Annotated in this window: 27 protein-coding genes; 10 read left to right on the top strand and 17 right to left on the bottom strand. The window is 66.3% G+C overall.

Features of this window, described 5'->3' with window-relative positions; genetic code table 11:
- Window positions 1-121: 121 nt before the first annotated feature.
- Window positions 122-469, bottom strand: coding sequence for a hypothetical protein (locus EJP69_RS24480; protein WP_093203284.1), 348 nt, complete (start codon window positions 467-469; stop codon window positions 122-124).
- A gap of 6 nt (window positions 470-475) precedes the next feature.
- Window positions 476-3,097, bottom strand: a complete 2,622-nt coding sequence (gene clpB / locus EJP69_RS24475) for an ATP-dependent chaperone ClpB (RefSeq protein WP_126472828.1) — start codon at window positions 3,095-3,097, stop codon at window positions 476-478.
- Between the two features lie 109 nt (window positions 3,098-3,206).
- Between clpB and EJP69_RS24470 the strand changes: the two genes are divergently transcribed.
- Window positions 3,207-4,199 (top strand): Bug family tripartite tricarboxylate transporter substrate binding protein, encoded by a 993-nt coding sequence (locus EJP69_RS24470; RefSeq protein WP_126472827.1) that lies wholly within the window; start codon window positions 3,207-3,209, stop codon window positions 4,197-4,199.
- 9 nt (window positions 4,200-4,208) lie between these two features.
- On the opposite strand, the gene EJP69_RS24465 is transcribed toward EJP69_RS24470, so the two are convergent.
- Window positions 4,209-4,685 (bottom strand): molybdenum cofactor biosynthesis protein MoaE, encoded by a 477-nt coding sequence (locus tag EJP69_RS24465; RefSeq protein ID WP_126472825.1) that lies wholly within the window; start codon window positions 4,683-4,685, stop codon window positions 4,209-4,211.
- Between the two features lie 264 nt (window positions 4,686-4,949).
- Between EJP69_RS24465 and dapA the strand changes: the two genes are divergently transcribed.
- Entirely contained in the window at window positions 4,950-5,846 is an 897-nt protein-coding gene (gene dapA, locus EJP69_RS24460) for a 4-hydroxy-tetrahydrodipicolinate synthase (protein WP_126472823.1), read from the top strand.
- Here dapA and EJP69_RS24455 read toward each other — a convergent pair.
- From EJP69_RS24455 to EJP69_RS24425, 7 genes are read right to left on the bottom strand one after another with little or no spacing between them, the layout of a single operon-like run.
- The gene (locus tag EJP69_RS24455; RefSeq protein WP_126472821.1) at window positions 5,833-6,084 is read right to left on the bottom strand and encodes a MoaD/ThiS family protein; all 252 of its coding nucleotides are present in this window, start codon (window positions 6,082-6,084) and stop codon (window positions 5,833-5,835) included. The two genes, dapA and EJP69_RS24455, sit on opposite strands and share 14 nt — an antisense overlap.
- A gap of 5 nt (window positions 6,085-6,089) precedes the next feature.
- Complete coding sequence (locus EJP69_RS24450; protein WP_126472819.1) at window positions 6,090-7,376, bottom strand: molybdopterin molybdotransferase MoeA; 1,287 nt, start codon at window positions 7,374-7,376, stop codon at window positions 6,090-6,092.
- The gene (gene mobB, locus EJP69_RS24445; protein ID WP_126472817.1) at window positions 7,369-7,914 is read right to left on the bottom strand and encodes a molybdopterin-guanine dinucleotide biosynthesis protein B; all 546 of its coding nucleotides are present in this window, start codon (window positions 7,912-7,914) and stop codon (window positions 7,369-7,371) included. The genes EJP69_RS24450 and mobB overlap by 8 nt, the downstream gene beginning before the upstream one ends.
- Before the next feature lie 18 nt (window positions 7,915-7,932).
- Entirely contained in the window at window positions 7,933-9,348 is a 1,416-nt protein-coding gene (gene thrC / locus EJP69_RS24440; protein WP_126472815.1) for a threonine synthase, read from the bottom strand.
- A 22-nt stretch (window positions 9,349-9,370) separates the two neighbouring features.
- Window positions 9,371-10,693 carry a homoserine dehydrogenase gene (locus EJP69_RS24435; RefSeq protein WP_126472813.1) on the bottom strand — a complete coding sequence of 441 codons (1,323 nt, stop codon included), beginning with the start codon at window positions 10,691-10,693 and terminating at the stop codon, window positions 9,371-9,373.
- 23 nt (window positions 10,694-10,716) lie between these two features.
- Window positions 10,717-11,757 (bottom strand): DUF1176 domain-containing protein, encoded by a 1,041-nt coding sequence (locus EJP69_RS24430; RefSeq protein WP_126472811.1) that lies wholly within the window; start codon window positions 11,755-11,757, stop codon window positions 10,717-10,719.
- A complete protein-coding gene (locus EJP69_RS24425) occupies window positions 11,754-12,986 on the bottom strand; it encodes a pyridoxal phosphate-dependent aminotransferase (protein WP_093203312.1) in 1,233 nt (410 codons plus the stop codon). The genes EJP69_RS24430 and EJP69_RS24425 overlap by 4 nt, the downstream gene beginning before the upstream one ends.
- Before the next feature lie 110 nt (window positions 12,987-13,096).
- On the opposite strand from EJP69_RS24425, the gene EJP69_RS24420 reads away from it, so the two are divergent.
- The 8 genes from EJP69_RS24420 to EJP69_RS24385 all read left to right on the top strand — a co-directional run bounded on the left by EJP69_RS24420 (window position 13,097) and on the right by EJP69_RS24385 (window position 18,772).
- Window positions 13,097-13,480: an Mth938-like domain-containing protein gene (locus tag EJP69_RS24420; protein ID WP_093203314.1), complete on the top strand. Its 384-nt coding sequence runs from the start codon at window positions 13,097-13,099 to the stop codon at window positions 13,478-13,480.
- 149 nt (window positions 13,481-13,629) lie between these two features.
- Window positions 13,630-14,106 carry a peroxiredoxin gene (locus tag EJP69_RS24415; RefSeq protein WP_019655927.1) on the top strand — a complete coding sequence of 159 codons (477 nt, stop codon included), beginning with the start codon at window positions 13,630-13,632 and terminating at the stop codon, window positions 14,104-14,106.
- Between the two features lie 211 nt (window positions 14,107-14,317).
- Window positions 14,318-16,096 (top strand): PhoH family protein, encoded by a 1,779-nt coding sequence (locus EJP69_RS24410; protein WP_126472810.1) that lies wholly within the window; start codon window positions 14,318-14,320, stop codon window positions 16,094-16,096.
- Between the two features lie 154 nt (window positions 16,097-16,250).
- Window positions 16,251-16,622 (top strand): VOC family protein, encoded by a 372-nt coding sequence (locus EJP69_RS24405; protein ID WP_126472809.1) that lies wholly within the window; start codon window positions 16,251-16,253, stop codon window positions 16,620-16,622.
- Window positions 16,623-16,628: 6 nt separating this feature from the next.
- Window positions 16,629-17,078: an EVE domain-containing protein gene (locus tag EJP69_RS24400; protein ID WP_126472808.1), complete on the top strand. Its 450-nt coding sequence runs from the start codon at window positions 16,629-16,631 to the stop codon at window positions 17,076-17,078.
- Between the two features lie 13 nt (window positions 17,079-17,091).
- On the top strand, window positions 17,092-17,541 hold the full coding sequence (locus EJP69_RS24395) for a GyrI-like domain-containing protein (RefSeq protein WP_126472807.1): 450 nt from the start codon (window positions 17,092-17,094) through the stop codon (window positions 17,539-17,541).
- Entirely contained in the window at window positions 17,538-18,008 is a 471-nt protein-coding gene (locus EJP69_RS24390; RefSeq protein WP_093203327.1) for an MGMT family protein, read from the top strand. Before EJP69_RS24395 ends, EJP69_RS24390 begins: the two co-directional genes overlap by 4 nt.
- Window positions 18,008-18,772: a helix-turn-helix transcriptional regulator gene (locus tag EJP69_RS24385; protein ID WP_126472805.1), complete on the top strand. Its 765-nt coding sequence runs from the start codon at window positions 18,008-18,010 to the stop codon at window positions 18,770-18,772. Before EJP69_RS24390 ends, EJP69_RS24385 begins: the two co-directional genes overlap by 1 nt.
- Before the next feature lie 37 nt (window positions 18,773-18,809).
- Here EJP69_RS24385 and dnaB read toward each other — a convergent pair whose 3' ends face one another.
- The 7 genes from dnaB to ppsA all read right to left on the bottom strand — a co-directional run bounded on the left by dnaB (window position 18,810) and on the right by ppsA (window position 24,961).
- Window positions 18,810-20,216 (bottom strand): replicative DNA helicase, encoded by a 1,407-nt coding sequence (dnaB, locus tag EJP69_RS24380; RefSeq protein ID WP_093203332.1) that lies wholly within the window; start codon window positions 20,214-20,216, stop codon window positions 18,810-18,812.
- 179 nt (window positions 20,217-20,395) lie between these two features.
- Window positions 20,396-20,848 carry a 50S ribosomal protein L9 gene (gene rplI / locus EJP69_RS24375; protein WP_093203335.1) on the bottom strand — a complete coding sequence of 151 codons (453 nt, stop codon included), beginning with the start codon at window positions 20,846-20,848 and terminating at the stop codon, window positions 20,396-20,398.
- A gap of 12 nt (window positions 20,849-20,860) precedes the next feature.
- A complete protein-coding gene (gene rpsR / locus EJP69_RS24370) occupies window positions 20,861-21,142 on the bottom strand; it encodes a 30S ribosomal protein S18 (RefSeq protein ID WP_007830781.1) in 282 nt (93 codons plus the stop codon).
- A 21-nt stretch (window positions 21,143-21,163) separates the two neighbouring features.
- Complete coding sequence (priB, locus tag EJP69_RS24365; RefSeq protein WP_093203337.1) at window positions 21,164-21,478, bottom strand: primosomal replication protein N; 315 nt, start codon at window positions 21,476-21,478, stop codon at window positions 21,164-21,166.
- A gap of 4 nt (window positions 21,479-21,482) precedes the next feature.
- On the bottom strand, window positions 21,483-21,857 hold the full coding sequence (gene rpsF / locus EJP69_RS24360) for a 30S ribosomal protein S6 (RefSeq protein ID WP_019655917.1): 375 nt from the start codon (window positions 21,855-21,857) through the stop codon (window positions 21,483-21,485).
- 115 nt (window positions 21,858-21,972) lie between these two features.
- Window positions 21,973-22,422, bottom strand: a complete 450-nt coding sequence (locus EJP69_RS24355) for a hypothetical protein (protein ID WP_126472803.1) — start codon at window positions 22,420-22,422, stop codon at window positions 21,973-21,975.
- 145 nt (window positions 22,423-22,567) lie between these two features.
- Window positions 22,568-24,961: a phosphoenolpyruvate synthase gene (ppsA, locus tag EJP69_RS24350; protein WP_126472801.1), complete on the bottom strand. Its 2,394-nt coding sequence runs from the start codon at window positions 24,959-24,961 to the stop codon at window positions 22,568-22,570.
- Between the last annotated feature and the right edge of the window lie 166 nt (window positions 24,962-25,127).

Below are 25,127 nucleotides of genomic sequence, written 5' to 3'. Positions count from 1 at the left end.
GTGTCTCTCCTGGATGAAAGCAAAAAGCCGCGGCTGGCGAGCCGCGGCTCCAGGAGGACGATTCTGACGGCGAACGGCGCGACCGGCTGTCGCGCTCGAAATAGCGCCGGATGCCGGCCGGTCAGCCGCGCGGAGAAACCGACTTGGGCGAAACGTCGGTCACGTCGCTGGCGCTGCCTCGGATGCGCACCGGGCGCTCCACCGATTCGCCGCGTGCCCGGGCGTTGGCAACGTCGGCAGCGGTCGGTTCGGCCGGCTGTGCCGCATTGCGAAATCGGTCGAAGCCCGAGCGGGGATTGAAGCGCCCGCCCATCGAAGCCATCCAGGGCGTCACGGGCTTGCCCGTGAGGCGCCCCCAGGCGTAGCGAACGCCCCAGACGGCCGCCAGCAGCATGACCGCAACAGCCAGGCTGGCCGCGAAAACCAGCCCCAGGAGCAGAAGAATGACGCGTATTACGAAGTTCATCATCCGACTTTAGGCCGAAGCGACCGCCGTTGGTTCCCCCGCCTTTCGGAAGGCGAACTGGCCGGGCGACTGGATCGGGTCGGTCGTGACCTCGATCGTGTCCTTCGGCCCGAAGCTTCCGTCGAGCAGCAGCTTCGACAGCGGGTTCTCGATGCGCTGCTGGATCGCGCGCTTCAGCGGACGCGCGCCGAACACCGGATCGAAGCCGACCTTGGCGATCTCCGCCAGCGCCGCCGGCGACACCTCCAGGCCCAGGTCCATCTTCGCGAGCCGCGCCTGCAGCACCTTGAGCTGGATCGCAGCGATCGATTCGATGTTCTTCGCGTCGAGCGCATGGAACACGACCGTCTCGTCGATGCGGTTCAGGAACTCGGGGCGGAAGTAGTTCTTCAGCTCGTCCCACACCGCTTCCTTGATCTCTTCCGAGGGCTTGCCCACCATGGCCTGGATGATGGGCGAGCCGATGTTGCTCGTCATCACGATCACGGTGTTCTTGAAGTCCACGGTACGGCCCTGGCCGTCCGTGAGGCGGCCATCGTCGAGCACCTGCAGCAGCACGTTGAACACGTCGGGGTGGGCCTTCTCGACCTCGTCGAGCAGCACCACGCTGTAGGGCTTGCGGCGCACGGCTTCCGTGAGGTAGCCGCCCTCCTCGTAGCCCACGTAGCCCGGCGGCGCGCCGATCAGGCGTGCGACCGAATGCTTCTCCATGAACTCGCTCATGTCGATGCGGATCAGGTGGTCTTCGCTGTCGAACAGGAAGCCCGCGAGCGCCTTGCACAGCTCGGTCTTGCCCACGCCCGTGGGGCCGAGGAACAGGAACGAGCCGGTCGGGCGGTTCGGATCGGAGAGGCCCGAGCGCGAGCGGCGGATCGCGTTGGCGACCGCGCCGATGGCCTCGTCCTGGCCGACCACGCGCTCGTGCAGCTTGTCTTCCATCACGAGCAGCTTGTCGCGCTCGCCCTGCATCAGCTTGGCGACCGGAATGCCGGTGGCACGAGCCACGACCTCGGCGATTTCTTCCGAACCGACCTGCGTGCGCAGCAACGTGGGCGCGCTGGACTTGCCCTTGGTGGCCTCGCTGGCCTCGGCTTCCTTCAGGCGCTTCTCGAGCGCCGGCAGCTGGCCGTACTGGAGCTCGGCGACCTTGTTGAAGTCGCCCTTGCGCTTCCATTCCTCGATCTGGAACTTGATCTTGTCCACGTCTTCGCGCACCTGCGCGCTGCCCTGGGCCTGGGCCTTCTCGGCCTGCCAGATCTCGTCGTAGTCGGCGATCTCCTTCTGCAGCTTCTCGATCTCGTCCTCGATCAGGCCGAGGCGCTTCTGCGAGGCCTCGTCCTTCTCGCGGCGCACGGCTTCGCGCTCGATCTGCAGCTGGATCAGCCGGCGGTCGAGGCGGTCCATGACCTCGGGCTTGGAGTCCATCTCGATCTTGATCTTGGCCGCGGCCTCGTCGATCAGGTCGATGGCCTTGTCGGGCAGGAAGCGGTCGGTGATGTAGCGGTCACTCAGCTCAGCCGCGGCCACGATGGCCGGGTCGGTGATCTGCACGCCGTGGTGCACTTCGTACTTCTCCTGCAGGCCGCGCAGGATGGCGATGGTGGCCTCCACGCTGGGCTCGCCCACGATGATCTTCTGGAAGCGGCGCTCCAGGGCGGCGTCTTTCTCGATGTACTTGCGGTACTCGTCGAGCGTGGTGGCGCCCACGCAGTGCAGCTCGCCGCGCGCGAGCGCCGGCTTGAGCATGTTGCCCGCGTCCATGGCGCCCTCGGCCTTGCCGGCGCCGACCATGGTGTGCAGCTCGTCGATGAAGACGATGGTCTGGCCTTCGTCCTTGGCAAGCTCGTTGAGCACGGTCTTCAGGCGCTCTTCGAATTCACCGCGGAACTTGGCACCGGCCAGCAGCGCGGCCATGTCGAGCGACAGCACGCGCTTGCCCTTGAGCGAATCGGGCACTTCGCCCGCAACGATGCGCTGCGCCAGGCCTTCGACGATGGCGGTCTTGCCCACGCCGGGTTCGCCGATGAGCACTGGGTTGTTCTTGGTGCGGCGCTGCAGCACCTGGATGGCACGGCGAATTTCCTCGTCGCGGCCGATGACCGGGTCGAGCTTGCCCAGCCGGGCGCGCTCGGTGAGATCGAGGGTGTATTTCTTGAGGGCTTCGCGCTGGCCTTCGGCGTCGGCGCTGTTCACGCCCTGCCCGCCGCGCACGGCGTCGATGGCGGCCTCGAGCGACTTGCGGCTCAGGCCGTTTTCCTTGGTGATCTTGCCGATGTCGGCCTTGCTGTCGGCAAGCGCCAGCAGGAAGAGTTCGCCGGCGATGAACTGGTCATTGCGCTTGATGGCTTCCTTCTCGGTGGCCTGCAGCAGCTTGCCGAGCTCGGGGCCGACCTGCACGATGTCGTGGCCCTGCACCTGCGGCAGCTTCTTGATGGCGGCCTCTGCCGCCTGCGTCAGGCCCGGGACGTTGACGCCGGCACGCTCCAGCAGGGCGCGCGGGCCATCGTCCTGGCGCAGCATCGCGACCAGCAGGTGGGCTGGTTCGATGTAGGCGTTGTCGTTGCCCAGTGCGAGCGACTGCGCGTCGCCCAGTGCTTCCTGAAATTTGGTGGTGAGTTTGTCTTGTCGCATGGCTTGATTCCTGCATTCAAAATAGGGACGTCGGCCGTCCCTTCAAGTGCGAAAACGCTTGCGGGGCTTTTTCTTGTTCTTTCCACTTCTGCTGTTTTTGGAGTCCATCATGTCCTTTTCAAGGCGCAATGTCGTGTCGCTCGGGGTGCAAATGCTGCTGGCGCTGGGTCTGTCGGGTGCCGCGCTGGCACCGGCCCACGCCCAGAGCGGCACGCCGATCCGCCTGCTGGTGGGCTTCCCCGCCGGCGCCGGCACCGACGCCATTGCACGCACGCTGGGCGAAAAACTCAAGGACGTGCTGGGCGTGCCGGTGGTGGTCGAGAACCGTGCCGGCGCAGGCGGGCAGATCGCGGCGACGGTGCTGAAGTCTTCGCCGGCCGATGGTCATACGCTGTTCCTGTCGCACGACCACACCATCTCGATCCTGCCGCAGGTGGTGAAGAACCCGGGCTTCAACCCCGCCACCGACTTCGTGCCCGTGGCCGGCTTCGCTACCTTCGCCAACGTGCTGGCGGTGTCGGGCGGCACACCGGCCAAGAGCATCGACGAGTACGTGAAGTGGGTCCGCACGCAGAAAGGCGGCAAGGAAACCATCGGCATTCCGGCGCCGGCATCGATTCCGGAGTTCCTGGTGAAGATGATCTCGGACAAGTACAAGATCGACGTGCAGCCCGCGCCCTACCGCGGCAGCGCGCCCATGACGGCCGACATGCTGGGCAACCAGATCACCGCGGGCATCGCCTCGGTGCCGGACTTCATCGAGAACCACAAGGCGGGCAAGGTGCGCATCGTGGCCTCCATCGGTTCCAAGCGGCAGGCGGTGATCCCGAACGTGCCGACCTTCACCGAGCTGGGCTTCTCGAATCTGGAGGACCTGCCCTACTACGGCATCTTCGCGCCCGTGGGCACGCCGCAACCGATCATCGACAAGTACGGCGACGCGCTGCAGAAGGTGCTGGCCATGCCCGACGTGAAGCAGAAGCTCACGACGATGGGCCTGACGGTGGGCTACGAGCCGCAGGGCCAGTTCGCGGGGCGCGTGCGCACGTACACGCAGACCTGGGAAAAAATCATTCAATCGAGCGGCTTCAAGCCACTCTGAACAGGGTTCTCAGGCGTTCGGGGCGCTGATGCCCCAGCGCGCCAGGGCCGCGTCGTCGGCTACGCGCGCATCGACCCAGCGGGCGCCTTCGGGCGTCTGCTCCTTCTTCCAGAAGGGCGCCTGGGTCTTGAGGTAGTCCATCAGGAACTCGCAGGCCTCGAAGCTCTGGCCGCGATGGGCCGAGACCACCGCCACCATCATGATCTGGTCCTCGGGCTGCAGCAGCCCGACGCGATGGACCACGCGCGCCCCCAGGATGTCGAAGCGGCGATGGGCCTCGTCGATCATGGCCTCGATGGCCTTCTCGGTCATGCCGGGGTAGTGCTCCAGCTCCATCGACGAGACGCTGCTGCCGTCGTTGCGGTCGCGCACCGTGCCGACGAAGCTGCAAATGGCGCCCACGCGTTTGTCGCCGTCGCGCAACGTGGCGACCTCCCGCGAGAGGTCGAAATCGTTCGTCTGGATCGAAACACGCGCAACGCTCATGTCCGAATTGTGGCATCGCGATAGACTGTGCCGATGCCCTGCCTCGCCACGCCCACGCTCTTCCCGGTGCCTTCGCACCCTGAAGGCCGCCGCGCAGGCCAAGGCAGCAGCAACAAAGCCAAAAAACCAAAGCTCGTCTGACCGGAGCCGAGGTTCCGTCGTCGGATGAGCGACGGAACCTGCAGAAGGCTTTGGCCCCTCCTGGGTTGCGCGCGCATCGGACGGTGGTTCTTTCCATCGGTCGATTCCTGAAAGGAAGCCCGCGTGCCTCAACAACAACCAAGCCCCGACACCCCCGACTTTTCCGGTTTCTGGGTGGCCCTCGTCACTCCGTTCCGCGACGGCGCGGTCGACCACACCGCCCTCGCCTCGCTGGTCCGGCGCCTTGCCGACGACGGCGTGACGGGCTTCGTGCCCTGCGGCTCCACCGGCGAGGCCGCCGCGCTCGACGAGACCGAGCAGCTGGCCGTGCTCGACACGGTGCTGGGCGCGGCCGGCGGCCTGCCGGTCGTGATGGGGATTTCCGGCTATCACCTGGGCAAGGCCACGGCCTGGGCCCGCAGGCTCTCCGAACGGCCTCTGGCGGGCCTCCTGGTGGCCGCGCCGCACTATGTTCGCCCCTCGCAGGCCGGTCTGCTCGAATGGTTCCATGCCATCGCCGACGCCAGCTCGGTGCCCGTGCTGGTCTACGACATTCCCTACCGCACAGGCGTCAGCATCGCCCGCGAGACGCTGCTGGCGCTGGCCGAGCATCCCCGCATCCGCGGCATCAAGGACTGCGGCGGCGACATGGCCAAGACGCGCGCCGTGATTGCCGACGGCCGGCTGCAGGTGCTGACGGGCGAGGACCACCAGATCTTCGGCACCATGGCCGAAGGCGGCGTGGGCGCCATCGCGGCCAGCGGCAACGTGCAGACGCGGCGCTTCGTGCAGCTGGTGAAGCTGCTGGCTGCCAACCGGCTGGCGGAGGCCCGCGCCGAATGGCAGGCGCTGCAGCCGCTGGTGGAGCTGCTCTTCGCCGAGCCGAATCCCGGCCCGGTGAAGGTCCTGCTGGCCCACGCCGGCGAAATGCGCGACGAACTGCGCTCGCCGATGACCCGTGCGTCCGACAACCTGCGCGAGCGCCTCGTGGCGCTGGACGCCCGGCTCAACCGCCCGTAACGGGCGGGAAGAAGGCGACCTCGCAGCCTTCTCGCAGGGCCGCGGCTTCGTCGCTCATGACCTGGTCGAGCGCCATGCGCACCGCCTTGCCGCGAGCAAGCGCGGTGGCGTAGGCGCCGCCCCTGCCGATGAGTTCGTCGCGCAGGGCCGACAGCGTTTCGGCTCGCGTCTCGACGGCTTCGCCGCTGCTGGAAAGCGCCTCGCGCACCGAGGCGAAATAACGGACCTGGACTTTCATGCGATTCAGCCCAGCAGCGATGCGAAGGGAATGAAGTCGACGATGTCGCCCGACTTGATCGTCCTGCCCGCCGGGTTGTCGACCACGCCGTCGCCCCAGACCATCGAGGTGAGCACGCCCGAACTCTGGTTGCCGAACAGATCGAGGCCGCCGGCCGCATTGCGCCGCACGCGCAGGAACTCGCGGCGCTTGTCGGCGCGCGGCCAGTCGAAATCGGCGCGGATCTTCACCGACTCGGGCGCAACGCGCGTGGCGCCCTGAAGCGTCAGCAGGAAGGGCCTCACCAGCATCAGGAAGGTGAGGAAGCTCGACACCGGGTTGCCCGGCAGCCCCGTCACATGGCAGGCGCCCTGCCCGCTGCTGCGCGCGATGGAGCCGTAGGCGAAAGGCTTGCCGGGCTTCATCGACAGCGACCACAGCTGCAGCTCGCCCAGCGACTGCAGCGCCGCGCGGATGTGGTCTTCCTCGCCGACGGAAACGCCGCCGGTCGTGATGATCAGGTCGCTCGCCTCGGCCGCGTCGCGCAGCGCCACGATGGTGGCTTCGCGGTTGTCGGGCACGATGCCCAGGTCGTTCACCTCGCAGCCCAGGCGGAGCAGCAGGGCCCGCATGAAGAAGCGGTTGGAGTTGTAGATGGCGCCGGGCTTCATCGCGTCGGGGGCGACCTCGCCGGGCATCACCAGCTCGTCGCCGGTGGAGAGCATGGCCACGCGCGGCTTGCGCGCGACCTGCAGGCGGTCGAAACCGACGCTGGCCGCGAGGCCCAGCGCGGCGGGGGTCAGGCGCTCGCCCTTTTTCAGCACGACATCGCCGGAGGCCACGTCCTCGCCGGCGCGGCGAATCCACTGGCCGGCTGCCGGGACGATGGCGATGCGCACCGAACCCAGGCTGCCTTCCTGCGGCGTGGCGGCGGTGTCTTCCTGCATCACGACGGCATCGGCGCCCTCGGGGATCTGCGCGCCGGTGAAGATGCGCGCCGCGGTGCCGGCCACGAGCGGCGTGCCCACGGTGCCGGCGGGAATGCGCTGGGCCACCTTCAGCTCCGCGCCCGGCGCGGCGCAGTCGGCCAAGCGCACGGCGTAGCCGTCCATCGCGCTGTTGTCGCGCGGCGGCACCGTGAGGCCGGAAACGAGATCCTGCGCCAGCACGCGGCCATCGGCGTCGAAGGTGCCGACGCTTTCGGTGGGCAGCACCGGCGCCGCCTTCGCGAGCAGCGTCGCGATCGCCTCGTCGAGAGGCATCAGCGGCGGGCGGGAGGACGAAGCGGCGAAGGGAACGGGTGAATCAGCCATGGTGATCGGGGTTGTATTCGAAGCGGTCGCCGCTGTCGATCAACCACTTCGCAATGGCCTCGGCATCGTTGAGGTCGAAGAGCGGCCGCTCGGTGGGCTGCGGCAGGCCGGCGGGCGCATCGGTGGCCACGGCGACGACGAAGGGATCGTCGGGGTACAGCACGGGGCGCGAAGCCTCGCCCGCCCCCGGCTCGCGCCAGATCTCGATCTTGGGCAGGTCGCTGTGCCGGAAACCCTCGACCAGCACCCAGTCGGCGGCCGGATGCGCCTCGGCCAGCAGCTGGTGCACGCTGAGCTCGACGGGAACCTCGAACTCGCGCATCACCGCCAGCCGCTTGTCGGAAGCGACGACCACCTCGAAGGCACCTGCCTCGCGATGGCGGTACGTGTCCTTGCCGGGATGGTCGATGTCGAACTTGTGGTGCGCGTGCTTGACCACCGACACGCGCTGGCCGAGCCGCTTGAGCGCGGGAATGAGGCGCTCGAGCAGCGTGGTCTTGCCCGCGCCCGAATAGCCGGCGAAACCGACGACCTTCATGCCGGAGAGCCGCCGCCGTCAGTCACAGTTTTCTGCGATGAAAGCCTTCACGGCTTCCGCGTCGGCCGGCAGCTTGACGACGCGCTTGGGCAGTGCCTCGATGCCTTCGAACTTCTTCGGGCGCGCGGGCTCCTCGCCCAGCGCCTCGACCAGCGTGGCGGCGAACTTGATCGGCAGCGCGGTCTCGAGCACCACCATCGGCACGCCGGGGGTGAGCTGCTCGCGCGCGGCCTTGAGGCCGTCGGCCGTGTGCGGATCAACCAGCGTGGCGAAGCGCTTGTCGGTGTCGCGGATGGTGGCCAGACGGTCGGCATGCGTGCTGCGACCGCTGCGGAAGCCGAAGCGCCCGGCGGCCTGTGCGAACGCCGGATCGGCGCTCAGGTCGAAGCTGCCGTTCAGGCCCAGGTCGTCCACGAACAGCTTGCGCAGCTTGGCGGGATCGCGGCCGACCAGGTCGAACACGAAGCGCTCGAAGTTGCTGGCCTTGCTGATGTCCATCGACGGGCTGGAGGTCTCGTGCGTATCGACCGCGGCGCGCACGCGGTAGACACCGGTGCGGAAGAACTCGTCGAGCACGTCGTTCTCGTTGGTGGCGACCACCAGCGTGTGGATCGGCAGGCCCATCGAGCGGGCCACGTGGCCCGCGCAGACGTTGCCGAAGTTGCCCGAGGGCACGGTGAAGCTCACCGGCTTGTCGTTGCTCGCGGTGGCCTGGAAGTAGCCGGCGAAGTAGTAGACGACCTGCGCCAGCAGCCGCGCCCAGTTGATCGAGTTGACCGTGCCGATGCGGTACTTGCGCTTGAAGGCCAGGTCGTTCGACACCGCCTTGACGATGTCCTGGCAGTCGTCGAACACGCCGGTGATGGCGATGTTGTGGATGTTTGCGTCCTGCAGGCTGAACATCTGCGCCTGCTGGAACGGGCTCATGCGGCCGTCGGGCGAGGTCATGAAGACGCGCACGCCCTTCTTGCCGCGCATGGCGTACTCGGCCGCGCTGCCGGTGTCGCCGCTGGTGGCGCCCAGGATGTTGAGCTCGGCGCCGCGGCGGGCCAGCTCGTACTCGAACAGGTTGCCCAGCAGCTGCATCGCCATGTCCTTGAAGGCCAGCGTGGGGCCGTTGGACAGGGCTTCGAGGTACACGCCGTCTTCCAGCTCGCGCAGCGGAACGATCTCGTCCGTGCCGAACACCTCGGCGGTGTAGGTCTTCGCGCAGATCGCCTTCAGGTCTGCCGGCGGAATGTCGTCGATGTAGAGCGAGAGGATCTCGAAGGCCAGCTCGGCGTACGGCAGCTTGCGCCACTTGGCGAGCGTGGCGGTGTCGATCTGCGGGTACTGCTCGGGCAGGTAGAGGCCGCCATCGGGCGCAAGGCCTTCGAGGAGGATTTCGCAGAAGCGCTTGCGGTCGGGGTGGCCGCGGGTGCTCAGGTAGTTCACGTTGTTCTCTCTTGGGCCGTCCTCAGGACAGCTCTTCCTTGCGGATGCGCACGATCGGCTCCAGCACGGTCGGCAGCGCCTGCAGCTCGGCCAGCACGTCGTTGACTGTGCCTTCGCGCGCGTCGTGCGTGAGGATGATCAGGTCGGTCTGCGTCGAGCCTTCACCGCCCACCTCGTCGGCTTCGCGCTGCAGCACGGCGTCGATGCTGATGCCGGCGGTGGCGAGCAGGCCCGTGACCTTCGCGAGCACGCCGGCCTGGTCGGCCACGCGCAGGCGCAGGTAGTAGCTGGTGACGACTTCCGACATCGGCAGCACCTTCAGGTCGCTCATCGCGTCGGGGTGGAAGGCCAGGTGCGGCACGCGGTGCGCGGCGTCCGCCGTGTGCAGGCGGGTGATGTCGACCAGGTCAGCGATCACGGCGCTGGCGGTCGGCTCGCTGCCCGCGCCCTTGCCGTAGTAGAGCGTGGTGCCCACGGCGTCGCCGTGCACCACCACCGCATTCATCGCGCCTTCGACGTTGGCCAGCAGACGCTTCGACGGCACCAGCGAGGGATGCACGCGCAGCTCGATGCCCTTGACGGTGCGCTTGGTCACGCCCAGCAGCTTGATCCGGTAGCCCAGCTGCTCGGCGTACCTGATGTCCTGCGCGGCGAGCTTGGTGATGCCCTCGATGTGCGCCTTGTCGAACTGCACCGGGATGCCGAAGGCGATGGCGCTCATCAGCGTGACCTTGTGGCCCGCGTCCACGCCCTCGATGTCGAAGGTCGGGTCGGCTTCGGCGTAGCCCAGGCGCTGCGCTTCCTTCAGCACGGTCGCGAAGTCCAGGCCCTTGTCGCGCATCTCCGAGAGGATGAAGTTGGTGGTGCCGTTGATGATGCCGGCCAGCCACTGGATGCTGTTGGCCGTGAGGCCTTCGCGCAGCGCCTTGATGATCGGGATGCCGCCGGCCACCGCGGCCTCGAAGGCCACCATCACGCCCTTGGCGTGCGCGGCCGCGAAGATCTCGGTGCCGTGCACCGCGAGCAGCGCCTTGTTGGCCGTGACCACGTGCTTGCCGGCCGCAATGGCCTCGAGCACCAGCTGCTTGGCGATGCCGTAGCCGCCGATGAGCTCGATGACGATGTCGATCTCGGGGTTGGCGATGACTTCGCGCGCATCGCTGACCACCTTCACGCCCTCGCCTGCCACTTCGCGGGCGCGGGCGGTGTCGAGGTCGGCCACCATGGTGATCTCGATGCCGCGGCCGGCGCGGCGCTTGATTTCTTCCTGATTGCGCTGGAGCACCTTGAAGGTGCCGCTGCCGACCGTGCCTGCACCGAGCAGGCCTACTTGGATGGGTTTCATTGGGAGGATCGCACTCATGGCGTTCATGGTTTGGATGGGGTGGCGGACGGCTCGGAAAGCTCCACGCGGGTGACATAGCGCGGCAGGCTCCAGGCACCGCCCGCGAAGCCGCGGCACATGCCGTCGCCCGCGGCGGCGGTGCGCACGAAGTCCTTGCCGTTGAAGCTCCAGGTCTCGCTCGACCAGCAGTCGCCGATGCCGCGGCCCTTCATCGAGGAGGTGACGCTGCCGTCCTTCTCGTCGAAGTCGCCGTTGGCCTCGATGGCGACGGGCGCATAGGGCGGCTTGTCGTTGGCGATCCAGAGCAGGCTGGAGTAGTTGTAGGCGCCCATGCCGCAGCCGAAGGACAGCAGCACCTTGCGATCGGTCAGGCGCGAGACGTTCAGCGACTTGGCGTTGAAGTCGTCGTGGTTGTTGCAACCGTCCTTGGCATCGGACTGCTTCAGCGACGGGAAGATGCGCGCGGCCAGGCCGTCATCGCCGGGGCGCGCCTTCGGCGGCACGACCACGTGCACGACGGGCGCTGGCACCGGTGGCAGCACCGTGGATTCGGGCTTGCTGCCGCGGCGCACGAGCGCGCCCGGCGTACCGACACGGCCCTGGACCTCGTCCATCTTCAGCAGCACGGCATTGAGGCCGGAGAGCGAGAGAACCCATTTCTGTCCGCCGCGGTCCATGAGCGTGGCATCGTCGTTCTTGAGCAACTCGGGGAGCACCGCGCGGACCTGGTCCTGGTCGAGGCTGGTGGAGCTGTCCTTGAGGCCGGACAAGGCGGCCTTGCCGACCTTGAAGCGCACGGGGCCCTTGGTTGCCTTCTCGCCGCCGGTCTGGAGTTCGATTTCGATGGATGTGCCCGGGCCCGCTTTGCGCGTGATGAGCATCGACACCGGTTCCGTGATGTCCGCGCCTTCGGACTGGTAGCCGGCGGCACGGCAGGTACGGGTGTTGTCGCAGGCCAGTTCCCAGTCGTTGTGCGAGAACGAGACGCCGTCCTTGCCGGCGGCGCCGGCGGACAGTGCGGCGAACGACAGCGCCGCTGCGGCAGCGATGCGGGCAGGGATCATTGGCGTGACTTGCGGCGCAAGCGGTACTGCTCCAGGAACTTCGCGATGCGGTTGATGGCCTCGCGCAGGTCGTCCTCATGGGGCAGGAACACGATGCGGAAGTGGTCGGGCGTGGCCCAGTTGAAGCCGGTGCCCTGCACCAGCATCACGCGGGTTTCCTTCAGCAGCTCGAGGAAGAACTGGCGGTCGTCCTCGATCGGATAGACCTCCGGATCGAGCTTGGGGAACATGTAGAGCGCAGCGGTCGGCTTGACGCAGCTCACGCCCGGGATGGCGGTGATCAGCTCGTAGGCCAGGTCGCGCTGGCGGCGCAGGCGGCCGCCATCGCAGACGAGGTCGTTGATGCTCTGGTAGCCGCCGAGCGCTGTCTGGATGGCCCACTGGCCCGGCACGTTGGCGCACAGGCGCATGTTCGAGAGCATGTTCAGGCCCTCGATGTAGTCCTGCGCGCTGCGCTTGTCGCCCGACACCACGAGCCAGCCGGCGCGGTAGCCGCACGAGCGGTAGCTCTTGGAAAGCGAGTTGAAGGTGAGCGTGAGCACGTCGGTCGACAGGCTGGCGATGGCCGTGTGCTTCGCGCCGTCGTAGAGCACCTTGTCGTAGACCTCGTCGGCGAAGATCACGAGGCCGTGCTCGCGCGCGATGCCGACGATGCTCTTGAGCAGCGCGTCGGAGTACAGCGCGCCGGTCGGGTTGTTCGGGTTGATGACCACGATGCCCTTGGTGCGCGGCGTGATCTTGGCGCGGATGTCGTCGAGGTTGGGCATCCAGCCGTTGGCCTCGTCGCACAGGTAGTGCACCGGCGTGCCGCCGGAGAGGCTGGTGGAGGCGGTCCACAGCGGGTAGTCGGGGGCCGGCAGAAGCAGCTCGTCGCCGTCGTTGAGCAGCGCGTTGGTGGACATGGCGATCAGCTCGCTGGCGCCGTTGCCCAGGTAGATGTCGTCGAGGGTGACGCCCGCGATGCCCTGCTTCTGCGTCTCGTGCATCACCGCCTTGCGTGCCGCGAAGACGCCCTTGCTGTCGGAGTAACCGGCCGAGGTGGGCAGGTTGCGGATCATGTCCTGCTGGATTTCCTCCGGAGCATCGAAGCCGAACACGGCGAGGTTGCCGATGTTGAGCTTGATGATCTTCTGGCCGTCCTCTTCCATCTGCTTGGCCGCGTCCATGATGGGACCGCGGATGTCATAGAGGACGTTGGCCAGCTTGGCCGATTTCTTGAGCTGCTTCAAAGGGCCCTCCCGGGCGCGGGTTAGAGTTTGCTTACGCGGAATCAAAGGCCCTTGCGAGCCCCGTGGCACTAGGGAAAACCTATAATTTGACCACAGTTCCCAGCGCCCAGATGAAGCTCCAGCCCGACAAATCCGACGCTCAATCGCTCACAGCACACGGCCCAGGCTGGGTGGCGATCAACAACGAAAAAGTAGAAGGCAGCGTAGTGGTTGGCTCGCGCGGCGAGCGCTTCGAGTGGAATTGTTCGAGCTTCGACCAGCTCGGCGCCGAACATTTCGCTCAATTGGCGGCCCTGGGCGCCGAATTGATCATTTTCGGCAGCGGAAACCGCATCCGCTTCCCCCAACCCGCCTGGCTGAAGCCGCTGATGGCACAGCGCACCGGCGTGGAAACCATGGATACGGCGGCAGCCTGCCGGACCTACAACATCCTGGCCGGAGAAGGCCGGCACGTGATCGCCGCCCTGCTGGTCGAGAGCCCGGCGGGTGGCTGATAGAGGTGTTTTCGGGGTAAAATACCGGGTTGCGAACAGGCCGGCTACCCCAAAGTTAGCAACGACCAATCCTCCATTCCTTGAGCAAGCCCTGGGCGAAACAGGGCGAGAGGGCTCGGGAACGGAATCTAACGGAGAAAACAAGTTTCATGGCGATCGTTGTCAACAAACCCATTCCTGAATTCGACGCCAACGCCACGGGCGGCATCAAGGTCTCGAACACCTCGCATCTCGGCCACGTGCTGGTCATGTATTTTTACCCGAAAGATAACACTCCGGGGTGCACCACCGAAGCGATGCAGTTCCGCGATCGTTACAAGGACTTCGAAAAGGCCGGCGCCACCGTGTTCGGCGTGTCGCGCGACAACATGAAGTCGCACGACGAATTCAAGGCCAAGCTCGAGCTGCCCTTCGAGCTCATCGCCGACACCGAAGAAAAAATGTGCCACATGTTCGGCGTGGTCAAGAACAAGATCATGTACGGCAAGAAGGTCAAGGGCATCGAGCGCAGCACCTTCCTGATCGGCGCCGACGGCATCCTGAAGGCCGAATGGCGCGGGCTCAAGGTTCCCGGCCATGTCGACGACGTGCTCAAGGCCGTCAAGGCACTCAAGAAGGCCGCCTGACCGCCGTCCGGCAAGCCGGTCGTGCGCTTTTCCGCTTCCGCGTGGGAATTGCCCAACGCGGTGCGTAAAGAGCCTCCGGCGCGTCATCCGCGGTGTGCATAATGGCCTCATGCCGTTGAGCTCCACGACCGCATCCTCCGAACAAAGCCGCCTTGGTCTTCAGGCGGCTTTTTCGTTTTCTGGTTCCCACTTTCTGCGAGCGATCTGACACATGCCACTGCCTCCCGCACCCACGAAACGCGCTGCACTGCTCTCGCCGGACGCACTCGACGCGCCCGCCCGGTCCTCGCACCGCGGCTCGCGACGCTCCGGTGATTCGCGCGCCGACGAAGCCGTGGCGCGCAGTCCGCAGCCACTGGAATTGTTCGACAGCCTCGGCGCCGAAGGCGCTGGCGGCGGCGAGGCCGTGCGCCCGGCGCGCCGGGCCAAATCGTCGAAATCCACGCCCGCACCCGTGAGCGCACCGCAGCCGCAGGCGCTCGTGCAGGTCGAAACCAAGGTGCCCGCCGCAGAGCCCGTCTCGGCGCCCGCAGCAGCACCACTGCCTCCGGCGCGCGCCAAGCGCAGCAAATCGACCGGTCCGGCCAAGCTGTTCGTGCTCGACACCAACGTGCTGCTGCACGACCCGATGTGCCTGTTCCGCTTCGAGGAACACGACATCTTCCTGCCGATGATCGTGCTGGAGGAGCTCGACGGCCACAAGAAGGGCACCACCGAAGTCGCCCGCAACGGCCGCCAGACCAGCCGCACGCTCGACGCGCTGGCCGCCGCCCAGGACGCCGACATCGACAAGGGCCTGAAGCTCGATACCACCGGCCACCGCGAGGCCGGCGGCCGGCTGTTCTTCCAGACCGCCCCGCTCGACTACTCCCTGCCGATCAGCCTACCCCAGGGCAAGGCCGACAACCAGATCCTCGGCGTGGTGCACGCGCTGCGCGACGAATACGCCAAGGACCGCCCCGGCCGGCCGAAGCAGGAAGTGGTGCTGGTGTCGAAGGACATCAACATGCGCGTCAAGGCGCGCGCGCTGGGCCTGGCCGCCGACGACTACCAGAACGACAAGACGCTGGAAGACGGCGACCTGCTCTACGCGGGTTCGCTGGCGCTGCCGGCCGACTTCTGGACTCGCCAGAGCAAGACCATCGAAAGCTGGCAGAGCGGCAGCAACACCTTCTACCGGATCACCGGCCCGCTGGTGCCCAACCTGTTCATCAACCAGTTCGTGTACTTCGAGGCCCCCGGCGAGCCGAGCATGTATGCCCGCGTCACCGAGATCCGCGACAAGACGGCGGTGCTCAAGACGCTCAAGGACTACAGCTCGGGCAAGAACGCCGTCTGGGGCGTGAACACCCGCAACCGCGAGCAGAACTTCGCGATGAACCTGCTGATGGACCCGGAGATCGACTTCGTCACGCTGACCGGCACCGCCGGCACCGGCAAGACCCTGATGGCACTGGCCTCCGGCCTCACGCAGGTGCTGGACGACCGCCGCTACACCGAGATCATCATGACTCGCGCCACCGTGAGCGTGGGCGAGGACATCGGCTTCCTGCCCGGCACCGAAGAGGAAAAGATGGGCCCCTGGATGGGCGCACTCGACGACAACCTCGAGTTCCTGGCCAAGGGCGACGGCGGCGGCGCCGGCGAATGGGGCCGCGCGGCCACCAACGAGCTGATCCGCAGCCGCATCAAGGTCAAGAGCATGAACTTCATGCGCGGGCGCACCTTCCTCAACAAGTACGTGATCATCGACGAGGCACAGAACCTCACGCCCAAGCAGATGAAGACGCTGATCACCCGCGCCGGCCCCGGCACGAAGATCATCTGCATGGGCAACCTTGCGCAGATCGATACGCCGTACCTCACGGAAGGTTCCTCGGGCCTGACCTTCGCGGTCGACAAGTTCAAGGGCTGGCCGCACGGCGGGCACATCACGCTGGCGCGCGGCGAACGCTCGCGCCTGGCCGACTTCGCGAGCGACGTGCTCTGATCCACGGGGTACGGCCCCACGCGAGCCCGCGCATGCTCTCCGAGCAGCGCGGGCTTTTTTCATCCGTGGTGACAGGCTACTGACAAGACGCTGTCAGTAGGCCGGCAGCACCATCCGGGCTCCTTCCAACGCAACGAAAGAAAGAGAGCCCCGAATGCAAAACGCCATCACCTGGTTCGAGATCCCGGTCGCCGACATCGACCGCGCCCAGACCTTCTACGAGACCGTGCTCGCACGCAAGCTGCGCCGCGAAGACTTCGGCGGCGAGACACTCGCCATCTTCCCGCACGACAAGCCAGCCACCGGCGGCGCGCTGCAAGGCGGCGCCAATGGCAGTGCGCGCGCCGGCACGGGCATCCGCATCTATCTCGACTGCAATCCCAGCATCGACGCCGTGCTGGCACGCGTCGAGGCGGCCGGCGGGCAGATCGTGGCGCCCAAGTCCGCCCTGCCGCCCGGCCTGGGCTTCATTGCCCATCTGCGCGACACCGAGGGCAACGAAGTCGGCCTGCACGCGCAGGAGTGATCCACCGTGGCACAGCGCAACTGGATCGCCGTGGCCAGCGCCGAGCATGCACGGCGCGGCCGCGACCACCGGCCGCTCGGCTACATGCAGGTCGGCCACGGCAAGCACGCGCCGCTCAAGCGGCTCTCGGCGGGCGACCGCGTGGCTTACTACTCGCCGGCCTCGGTGTTCGGAGGCACGGACAAGCTGCAGAGCTTCGTGTCGATCGGCATCGTGCAGCCGGGCGAGCCGTACGAATTCGACATGGGCAACGGCTTCGTGCCGTGGCGGCGCGACATGGTCTACGCTGCCGGGCACGAGACGCCTATCGCCCCGCTGATCGAGCGGCTGGCCTTCATCGAGAACCCAAAGCAGTGGGGCTACAAGTTCCGCTTCGGCATGTTCGACGTCACCGACGCCGACATGAAACTGATCGCCCAGGCCATGAAGGCCGACCTGAAAACACTATTGCTCTGAGGAGAAAAACCAAATGGAACCAGTTCGCCAGCACCATGATGCATTCCGCGTCGCAGGCCTCACCATCCGCACGACCAACCGCGAGGAGAGCGACCCGGCCACGGCACGCATCGGAAAGCTGTGGGGCCGCTTCTTCGGCGAGGAAACCTATGCATCGACGCCGGACCGCACCGGCGACGCCCGCATCTTCAGCGTCTACTCGGCCTACGAATCGGACGCCCACAGCGCCTTCGACGTGACGGCGGGCGTCGCCGTCTCCGGCGGCGATGGCAGCCTTCCCGTGGAGGCCGGCGACTATCTGGTCTTCAACGGCCAGGGCCAGATGCCGCAGATGGTGATCGCCACCTGGGAGCGCATCTGGCAGTATTTCGAGGCGCACCCCGAGGTTGCCCGCCGGTATCGCAGCGACTTCGAAGCCTATGAAGGGCCGGACAAGGTGGCGATCCACATCGGAGTTTCATGAGCACCACGAAGAAGAGCTGGCGCGACCGGCTGGCCAGCTACCCCCACCTGCCGAGCGTCAAGGAGATTCCCGCCGCCATGCGCTCCCGGCACGGCGAGGGCACCATCGCCACGCCATCGCCACAGGAGGTGGAGGCCGCGATGCGCAGCATTCCCGAGGGCCGGCTCGCGACGGTGATGGGCATCGGCGAAGACATCGCGCTGCGCCACCAGGCGACCATCGGCTGCACCGTGACCACGGCGATCTTCGCGCACATGGTCGCGCACGCCGCCGAGGAAACACCGAAGACGGAAAGCGCGGCGCCCTGGTGGCGCACCCTCAAGGTCGGCGGCGAGCTCAATGCCAAGTACCCCGGCGGCATCGAGGCGCAGATGTCGAGGCTCGAGGCCGAGGGCCATACGGTCGTGCAGCGCGGCAAGCGCTATTTCGTCGAAGACTTCGCAAAGAAGCTCACCGGAGCCCGCTGATGCGCCGCGCCGACCGCCTCTTCCAGCTCGTGCAGCTCATCCGCGGACGCCGGCTGACCACGGCCGCATTCCTGGCGCAACGCCTCGAGGTGTCGGAGCGCACGGTGTATCGCGACATCGCCGACCTGCAGCACCAGGGCGTGCCCATCGAGGGCGAGGCCGGCGTGGGCTACCGGCTGGGCGCGGGCTTCGAACTGCCGCCGCTGATGTTCACGCAGGACGAGGCCGCGGCGCTCGTGGCCGCGGCGCGGCTCGCGCAGAGCTGGGTCGATCCGGCACTGGCGCGCGACATCGAGACCGGGCTGGGCAAGATCCTGTCGGTGCTGCCGCCCGCGGCGCGCGTCTCGGCCGAGGCGCTGGCGCTCTATGCCCCGGGACTGGGCCTGGACGACACCCTGCGCGTGCGGCTGCAGACGCTGCGCGAGGCGACGCAGTCGCACAACAAGCTGCGGCTGCACTACCGCGATGTTTCCGGCGACGCCAGCGAGCGCACGGTACGTCCGCTGGGCTGCTTCTATTGGGGCAAGGTCTGGACGCTGTCGACCTGGTGCGAGCTGCGCGACGACTTCCGGGGCTTTCGCCTGGACCGCATGGATGCAATCGAAGTGCTGCCCGATCGATTTCGCGACGAAGCAGGCAAGACGCTGGCCGACCTGCTGCGACAGGTCAACGCCGAGACGGCGCAAGGCAAGGTGGTGCCGCAGAAGCCGGGCACGCCGCCGCCGTGGAACAACGGCAGCGGCAAGAACGACAACACGGGCTGACGGCCCTCTTCTTCTTCAACGCCTTGGCGACGCCGGATCAGTACTCGTCGTTGTTGCTGTAGCCGACCAGGTTCTCGAACTTGGTGAGCGGCTTCAGGAAGGCCAGCTTGACGGTGCCGGTCGGCCCGTTACGGTGCTTGCTGATGATCACCTCGGCCACGCCCGGCTCCTTCGACTCCTTGTTGTAGTAGTCGTCGCGGTAGATGAACATGATGATGTCCGCGTCCTGCTCGATGGCGCCGGATTCGCGCAAGTCGCTCATCATGGGGCGCTTGTCGGTGCGGCTCTCCACGCCGCGGCTGAGCTGCGACAGCGCGATCACCGGGCACTTGAGTTCCTTGGCCAGCATCTTCAGGCCGCGCGAGATTTCGCCCACGGCCGTGGCGCGGTTCTCGTCGCCCGAGCTGCTGGTCGACATGAGCTGCAGGTAGTCGACCACGATCAGGCCTAGGCGCCCGTACTGGCGTGCCAGGCGGCGCGCGTTGGCGCGCAGCTCGCTGGTCGACAGGCCCGGCGTTTCGTCGATGTGCAGCGACACGGTGCGCAGCTTCTCGATGGCCTCGGTGAGCCGCGGCCACTCCTCGTCAGTGAGCTTGCCGGTGCGCAGGTGGCCCTGGTCGATTCGGCCGATGGAGCCCACGATACGCACCGCCAGCTGGGCGGCGCCCATTTCCATGGAGAACACGGCCACCGGCAGGCCTTCGTCGAGCGCCACGTGCTCGGCGATGTTGATTGCGAGTGAGGTCTTGCCCATCGAGGGACGCGCGGCCAGCACGATCATGTCGCCCGGCTGCAGGCCCGAAGTCATCTTGTCGAAGTCGTTGAAGCCGGTGCGAACGCCCGTGATGTCGTTCGGGTTCTCGGCCATCTCCGTCACGCGGTCGAGCAGGTCGACCACCAGGGCATCCATGCTCTGGAAGCCCTGCTTCATCCGCGTGCCTTCCTCGCCGATGTTGAAGATCTTCTGCTCGGCCTCGTCGAGGATCTTGTCCACCGCCTTGCCTTGCGGATTGAAGGCGTTGGTGGCGATCTCGTCGCTGGCGGAAACCAGTTTGCGAAGAATGGAGCGCTCGCGCACGATCTCAGCATAGCGGCGAATGTTGCTCGCGCTGGGCACGTACTGCGCGAGCGAATTCAGGTAGACCAGCCCGCCGATCTCGTCGGCCTTGCCGAGGTTCTGCAGCTGCTCGTAGACGGTGATCACATCGGCCGGCTTGCTGGCGTTGATCAGCCCGCCGATGGCCGCGTAGATCAGCTTGTGCTCATGGCGGTAGAAGTCGCCGTCGACCAGCAGGTCGCCCATGCGGTCCCAGGCGCCGTTGTCGAGCAGCAGGCCGCCGAGCACGCTCGATTCGGCCTCGATGGAGTGAGGCGGAATGCGCAGTTGAGCGACTTGGCGGTCTGCCGACGGATCGTTGTCGGCATAGGAGAAAACGGCGGACATGGACTTCCCTTGCAACCCTGCATGCTAAGCCGCGCAGGTCGATGCGCGTGTGGACAAGGTTGTGAATAAACGGTGATCTTCCAGTGCAATCGGCTGGAAAAGACGGGACAACTCGCTCCCGGAAAAACAAAAGCCGCCCGAAGGCGGCTTTTGTGCAGCGCACGAGGCGCTGTGGAAGATCAGGCGGTTTCGCCGTAGACCGTCACGGTGATGTCGACCACCACGTCGGTGTGCAGGGCAACGCTCACGGTGCTGTCGCCAACGATCTTGATCGGACCGTTGGGCAGGCGCACTTGCGCCTTGGCAACCTTGTAGCCTTGCTTGCCCAGTTCTTCGGCGATGTCGCCGTTGGTGACCGAGCCGAACAGACGGCCGTCGACGCCAGCCTTTTGCGTCAGCTTGATGGTCGTGCCACCGAGCTTTTCGCCTTGGGCTTGCGATTCAGCCAGCTTGGCGGCCGCAGCCTTTTCGAGTTCGGCGCGCTTGGCTTCGAATTCGGCCTTGTTGGCGGCGGTGGCGCGGCGAGCGCGGCCCGACGGGATCAGGAAGTTGCGTGCGTAGCCGTCCTTGACCTTGACGATGTCGCCCAGGGCACCGACGTTGACAACCTTGTCCAGAAGAATGATTTGCATGGTGTCGACTCCTTAGACGCGGTGCTGGTCGCTGTACGGCACCATGGCCAGGAAGCGCGCGCGCTTGATGGCGGTGTTCAGCTGGCGCTGGTAGATCGCGCGCGTGCCGGTCAGGCGTGCGGGGATGATCTTGCCGTTTTCGCTGATGAAGTCACGCAGCGTGTCGATGTCCTTGTAGTCGATTTCCTCGACGCCAGCGACGGTGAAGCGGCAGAAGCGCTTGCGCTTGAACAGCAGCGACTGGGTGTTGCGCTTCGGGCGCTTGTCTTTGTTGAATTTCTTGAACGTGGCCATTTCGGGACCTCTTGTCGAAAATTAATCTTGCTGAAAATCCTGGATGTGCAGGACCGGATGCTTGCCGTTGCCCGGTGTCGCGAGGAAACCCTGAAAACGCCAGAGACTTCCCATCGACTGTCTTGCGAGCCGTTCGGCGATGGCGCCGAAGGCAACGGCCTTGAGGGCCGTCTTCACCTGCCTGGGCTTTCCTGCCTCCTGGAGCGTCGACTCGTGTTCGAGCTTCAGGTCTATGGCTGGCAAGCCGGCTGGCGTGAATCGCAGGGTTCCGAGTTCGGCAACGGAGGCGGTCAGCAGAAGCTGGTTGACCCCGGTTGCCGCAGCGGCGGCAGTCACGCCATCAGTTGTTGTTGGCGGCGTACTCGGCCTGCTGGGCCTTGCGGGCCTCTTCGCGCTCGACCGTCTTCATCATCGACGAAGGACCGGTTTCGGCCTTCTTCTTCTGGACGGTCAGGTGACGCAGAACGGCGTCGTTGAACTTGAACGCGTGTTCCAGTTCGCCCATCACGGTTTGCTCAGCTTCAATGTTGACGCACAGGTAGTGGGCCTTGTTGAGCTTGTTGATCTGGTAGGCCAGCTGACGGCGGCCCCAGTCTTCAACGCGGTGGACCTTGCCGCCGCCGGCCGTGATCAGGCCCTTGTAGCGCTCCAGCATGGCCGGAACTTGTTCGCTCTGATCCGGGTGGATCAGCAAAATGATTTCGTAGTGACGCATGGCACTCCTTGTGGATTCTTCCGAGGAAGAGGAAAAGCCACCTGCAGCGTCGGGCGCAGTGTGGCAAGGCAAAGCCGGCAATTATAGCCCTGCCGGAAGCGATCCGGCAAGTTGCTCAGTCGTTGAGCGCCTTGTCGAGCGGCGCGGCCTTCTCGGCGCCGACGGCCGCGCGGATCTTCGGCGCCAGCGCCAGCAGGTCGTCGTATCCCGTCGCGGCCTCGACCTGGAGGTTGAGCCGGAAGCCCTTCAGCCCCAGGCCGCCGGTCAGCTGGGTCGCGATGGGATAGGCATCCTTATAGCGCTGCTGCTTGCTGCGACCGGAAGAGCCCTGGACAGGCGCGGCACTCTCCGCAGAAGGCGCCGCGCTTCCCGCCGCCTGCTCCAGCACACCCAGAGCGACCATCTGGTCGATGTCTTCGCGGACGATGCCCATGCCGGCAGCCAGCACGTCATCGACCGAGCGCTTGCCGTCGAACAGGATGAACGCCGAGCGCTGGCGTGGCGACAGCGGGACCGAGCGGTCCTTCAGTGCCTGGTGGCCGGCTTCTGTCTTGACGAGGATCATGGTGGTCTTCCCTTCCGGGATACGCCCGTGAGTCCCGCCAGTCTGGCATCAAATACGCAATTTGTTTCAATCACACTCCCGGGTCGCGGGAATCCCCCCATGGGGATTACCGCAATCCAGGAGCTTCGGCCTTCGACCTGCTTGCTCAGCGCTTGGCGAGCTGCTGCCAGGTGTCGATCACGCTGTCGGGGTTCAGCGAAATCGATTCGATCCCCTGCTCCGCCAGCCACAGCGCGAAGTCGGGATGGTCGCTGGGGCCCTGGCCGCAGATGCCGACGTACTTGCCCTGCGCCTTGCAGGCCTTGATGGCGCGGCTCAGCAGCGCCTTGACAGCCGGATCGCGCTCGTCGAAGTCGGCGGCCAGCAGTTCGAGGCCCGAATCGCGGTCCAGGCCCAGCGTGAGCTGGGTCAGGTCGTTCGAGCCGATCGAGAAGCCGTCGAAGTACTCCAGGAACTCGTCGGCCAGCACGGCGTTGCTTGGCACCTCGCACATCATGATCAGCTTGAGCTCGTTCTCGCCGCGCTTCAGGCCGTGCTCGGCGAGCAGGCCGGTCACGCGCTCGGCCTGGCCCAGGGTGCGCACGAAGGGCACCATGATCTGCACGTTGGTCAGGCCCATGTCGTTGCGCACGCGCTTGAGCGCCTCGCATTCCATGGCGAAGGCCTCGCCGAAGTCGGCGCTCAGGTAGCGCGCGGCGCCGCGGAAGCCCAGCATCGGGTTCTCTTCCTCCGGCTCGTAGCGGCTGCCGCCGATCAGCTTGCGGTACTCGTTCGACTTGAAGTCCGACAGGCGCACGATGACCTTCTTCGGCCAGAAGGCCGCGGCGATGGTCGCGATGCCCTCGGCCACCTTGTCGACGTAGAAGGCGCGCGGCGAGGCATGGCCTCGGGCCACCGATTCGACGGCCTTCTTCAGGTCGTTGTCGACGTTCGGGTAGTCGAGGATCGCCTTCGGGTGCACGCCGATGTTGTTGTTGATGATGAACTCGAGCCGCGCCAGACCCACGCCATGGTTCGGCAGCTGCGCGAAGTCGAAGGCGAGCTGGGGGTTGCCCACGTTCATCATCAGCTGGATGTCGATCTCGGGCATCACGCCGCGCTGCACTTCGGTCACTTCGGTCTCGAGCAGGCCGTCGTAGATGAAGCCGGTGTCGCCCTCGGCGCAGCTCACCGTGACCAGCGTGCCGTCCTTCAGCAGGTCGGTAGCGTCGCCACAGCCGACCACGGCCGGAATGCCCAACTCGCGCGCGATGATGGCCGCATGGCAGGTGCGCCCGCCGCGGTTGGTGACGATGGCCGAGGCACGCTTCATCACCGGTTCCCAGTTGGGGTCGGTCATGTCGGTGACGAGCACGTCACCAGCCTGCACCTGGTCCATTTCGCTGATGCTGTGCACGAGCCGCACGGGGCCGGTGCCGATCTTCTGGCCGATGGCGCGGCCTTCGGCCAGCACCGCGCCCTTGCCCAGCAGCTTGTAGCGCTGCTCGGCCTTGCCCTGCTGCTGGCTCTTCACCGTCTCGGGACGGGCCTGCAGGATGTAGAGCTGACCGTCGGTGCCGTCCTTGCCCCACTCGATGTCCATCGGGCGGCCGTAGTGCTGCTCGATCACCAGCGCGTACTTGGCCAGTTGCTCGACCTCGGAGTCGGTCAGCGAGTAGCGGTTGCGCTGCTCGGCCTTGACGTCGGTGGTCTTCACCAGCTTGCCGGTCGCCTTCTTTTCTTCAGGCGTGGCGAACTCCATCTGGATCAGCTTGGAACCGAGGTTGCGGCGGATGACGGCCTTCTTGCCGGCCTTCAGGGTCGGCTTGTGCACGTAGAACTCGTCGGGGTTCACCGCGCCCTGCACCACCGTCTCGCCCAGGCCGTAGCTGGAGGTGATGAACACCACGTCCTCGAAGCCCGACTCGGTGTCGATGGTGAACATCACGCCCGCGGCGCCGAGGTCGGAGCGCACCATGCGCTGCACGCCGGCAGACAGCGCGACCACGTCGTGCTCGAAGCCCTTGTGCACGCGGTAGCTGATGGCGCGGTCGTTGTAGAGGGAGGCGAACACCTCCTTCATCTTGTGCAGCACGTCGTCGATGCCGACCACGTTCAGGAAGGTTTCCTGCTGGCCAGCGAAGGAGGCGTCGGGCAGGTCTTCAGCGGTGGCCGAGGAACGCACGGCGAACGATGCCGACGGATTGCCGGCGCTCAGCGTGGCGAAAGCCTCGGTGATGGCCTTCTGCAGGTCGGCCGGGAACGGCTGGGCCTCGACCATGCCGCGGATCTCGGCGCCGGCGGCGGCAAGAGCGCGCACGTCTTCGACGTTCAGGGCGGCCAGGCGCTTGCTGATCTTGTCGGCCAGGCCGTCATGGGCCAGGAACTGGCGGAATGCGTGGGCCGTGGTCGCGAAACCGGTGGGCACCCGCACGCCTTGTGGCAGCTGCGAGATCATTTCGCCGAGGCTGGCGTTCTTGCCGCCAACCGCCTCGACGTCGGTCATTCTCAGGTTTTCAAACGGTACGACCAGGGCGGTCGCGTCGAAAAGTGCAGACATGGGAAAGCTCCAGAAGTTGAAACCTGTGCCGCATGCAGACGGCGCGGCACGATCGTTCTCGTTGCTTTGGGTGCGGGCGCGGTGTGCATGGAGAGAATTGGGTTGGGAAAGCGGATTCCCGATAATGGCCCTGATTGTAGGCGGGGCAAGGTTGTCCCTGCCGCAG

The sequence above is a fragment of the Variovorax gossypii genome, assembly GCF_003965815.1.
Taxonomy (GTDB): domain Bacteria; phylum Pseudomonadota; class Gammaproteobacteria; order Burkholderiales; family Burkholderiaceae_C; genus Variovorax; species Variovorax gossypii.
The sequence above is the reverse complement of the archived record's forward strand: the minus strand, read 5'-3'. Positions and strand labels throughout refer to the sequence as shown.

Excerpts from the sequence above, each read along its gene's own strand:
- EJP69_RS24480 (WP_093203284.1), bottom strand. The coding sequence starts at position 469 with ATGATGAACTTCGTAATACGCGTCATTCTTCTGCTCCTGGGGCTGGTT.
- clpB (WP_126472828.1), bottom strand. The coding sequence starts at position 3,097 with ATGCGACAAGACAAACTCACCACCAAATTTCAGGAAGCACTGGGCGAC.
- EJP69_RS24470 (WP_126472827.1), top strand. The coding sequence starts at position 3,207 with ATGTCCTTTTCAAGGCGCAATGTCGTGTCGCTCGGGGTGCAAATGCTG.
- EJP69_RS24465 (WP_126472825.1), bottom strand. The coding sequence starts at position 4,685 with ATGAGCGTTGCGCGTGTTTCGATCCAGACGAACGATTTCGACCTCTCG.
- EJP69_RS24455 (WP_126472821.1), bottom strand. The coding sequence starts at position 6,084 with ATGAAAGTCCAGGTCCGTTATTTCGCCTCGGTGCGCGAGGCGCTTTCC.
- EJP69_RS24450 (WP_126472819.1), bottom strand. The coding sequence starts at position 7,376 with ATGGCTGATTCACCCGTTCCCTTCGCCGCTTCGTCCTCCCGCCCGCCG.
- mobB (WP_126472817.1), bottom strand. The coding sequence starts at position 7,914 with ATGAAGGTCGTCGGTTTCGCCGGCTATTCGGGCGCGGGCAAGACCACG.
- EJP69_RS24435 (WP_126472813.1), bottom strand. The coding sequence starts at position 10,693 with ATGAAACCCATCCAAGTAGGCCTGCTCGGTGCAGGCACGGTCGGCAGC.
- EJP69_RS24430 (WP_126472811.1), bottom strand. The coding sequence starts at position 11,757 with ATGATCCCTGCCCGCATCGCTGCCGCAGCGGCGCTGTCGTTCGCCGCA.
- EJP69_RS24420 (WP_093203314.1), top strand. The coding sequence starts at position 13,097 with ATGAAGCTCCAGCCCGACAAATCCGACGCTCAATCGCTCACAGCACAC.
- EJP69_RS24415 (WP_019655927.1), top strand. The coding sequence starts at position 13,630 with ATGGCGATCGTTGTCAACAAACCCATTCCTGAATTCGACGCCAACGCC.
- EJP69_RS24410 (WP_126472810.1), top strand. The coding sequence starts at position 14,318 with ATGCCACTGCCTCCCGCACCCACGAAACGCGCTGCACTGCTCTCGCCG.
- EJP69_RS24405 (WP_126472809.1), top strand. The coding sequence starts at position 16,251 with ATGCAAAACGCCATCACCTGGTTCGAGATCCCGGTCGCCGACATCGAC.
- EJP69_RS24395 (WP_126472807.1), top strand. The coding sequence starts at position 17,092 with ATGGAACCAGTTCGCCAGCACCATGATGCATTCCGCGTCGCAGGCCTC.
- EJP69_RS24390 (WP_093203327.1), top strand. The coding sequence starts at position 17,538 with ATGAGCACCACGAAGAAGAGCTGGCGCGACCGGCTGGCCAGCTACCCC.
- EJP69_RS24385 (WP_126472805.1), top strand. The coding sequence starts at position 18,008 with ATGCGCCGCGCCGACCGCCTCTTCCAGCTCGTGCAGCTCATCCGCGGA.
- dnaB (WP_093203332.1), bottom strand. The coding sequence starts at position 20,216 with ATGTCCGCCGTTTTCTCCTATGCCGACAACGATCCGTCGGCAGACCGC.
- rplI (WP_093203335.1), bottom strand. The coding sequence starts at position 20,848 with ATGCAAATCATTCTTCTGGACAAGGTTGTCAACGTCGGTGCCCTGGGC.
- rpsR (WP_007830781.1), bottom strand. The coding sequence starts at position 21,142 with ATGGCCACGTTCAAGAAATTCAACAAAGACAAGCGCCCGAAGCGCAAC.
- rpsF (WP_019655917.1), bottom strand. The coding sequence starts at position 21,857 with ATGCGTCACTACGAAATCATTTTGCTGATCCACCCGGATCAGAGCGAA.
- EJP69_RS24355 (WP_126472803.1), bottom strand. The coding sequence starts at position 22,422 with ATGATCCTCGTCAAGACAGAAGCCGGCCACCAGGCACTGAAGGACCGC.
- ppsA (WP_126472801.1), bottom strand. The coding sequence starts at position 24,961 with ATGTCTGCACTTTTCGACGCGACCGCCCTGGTCGTACCGTTTGAAAAC.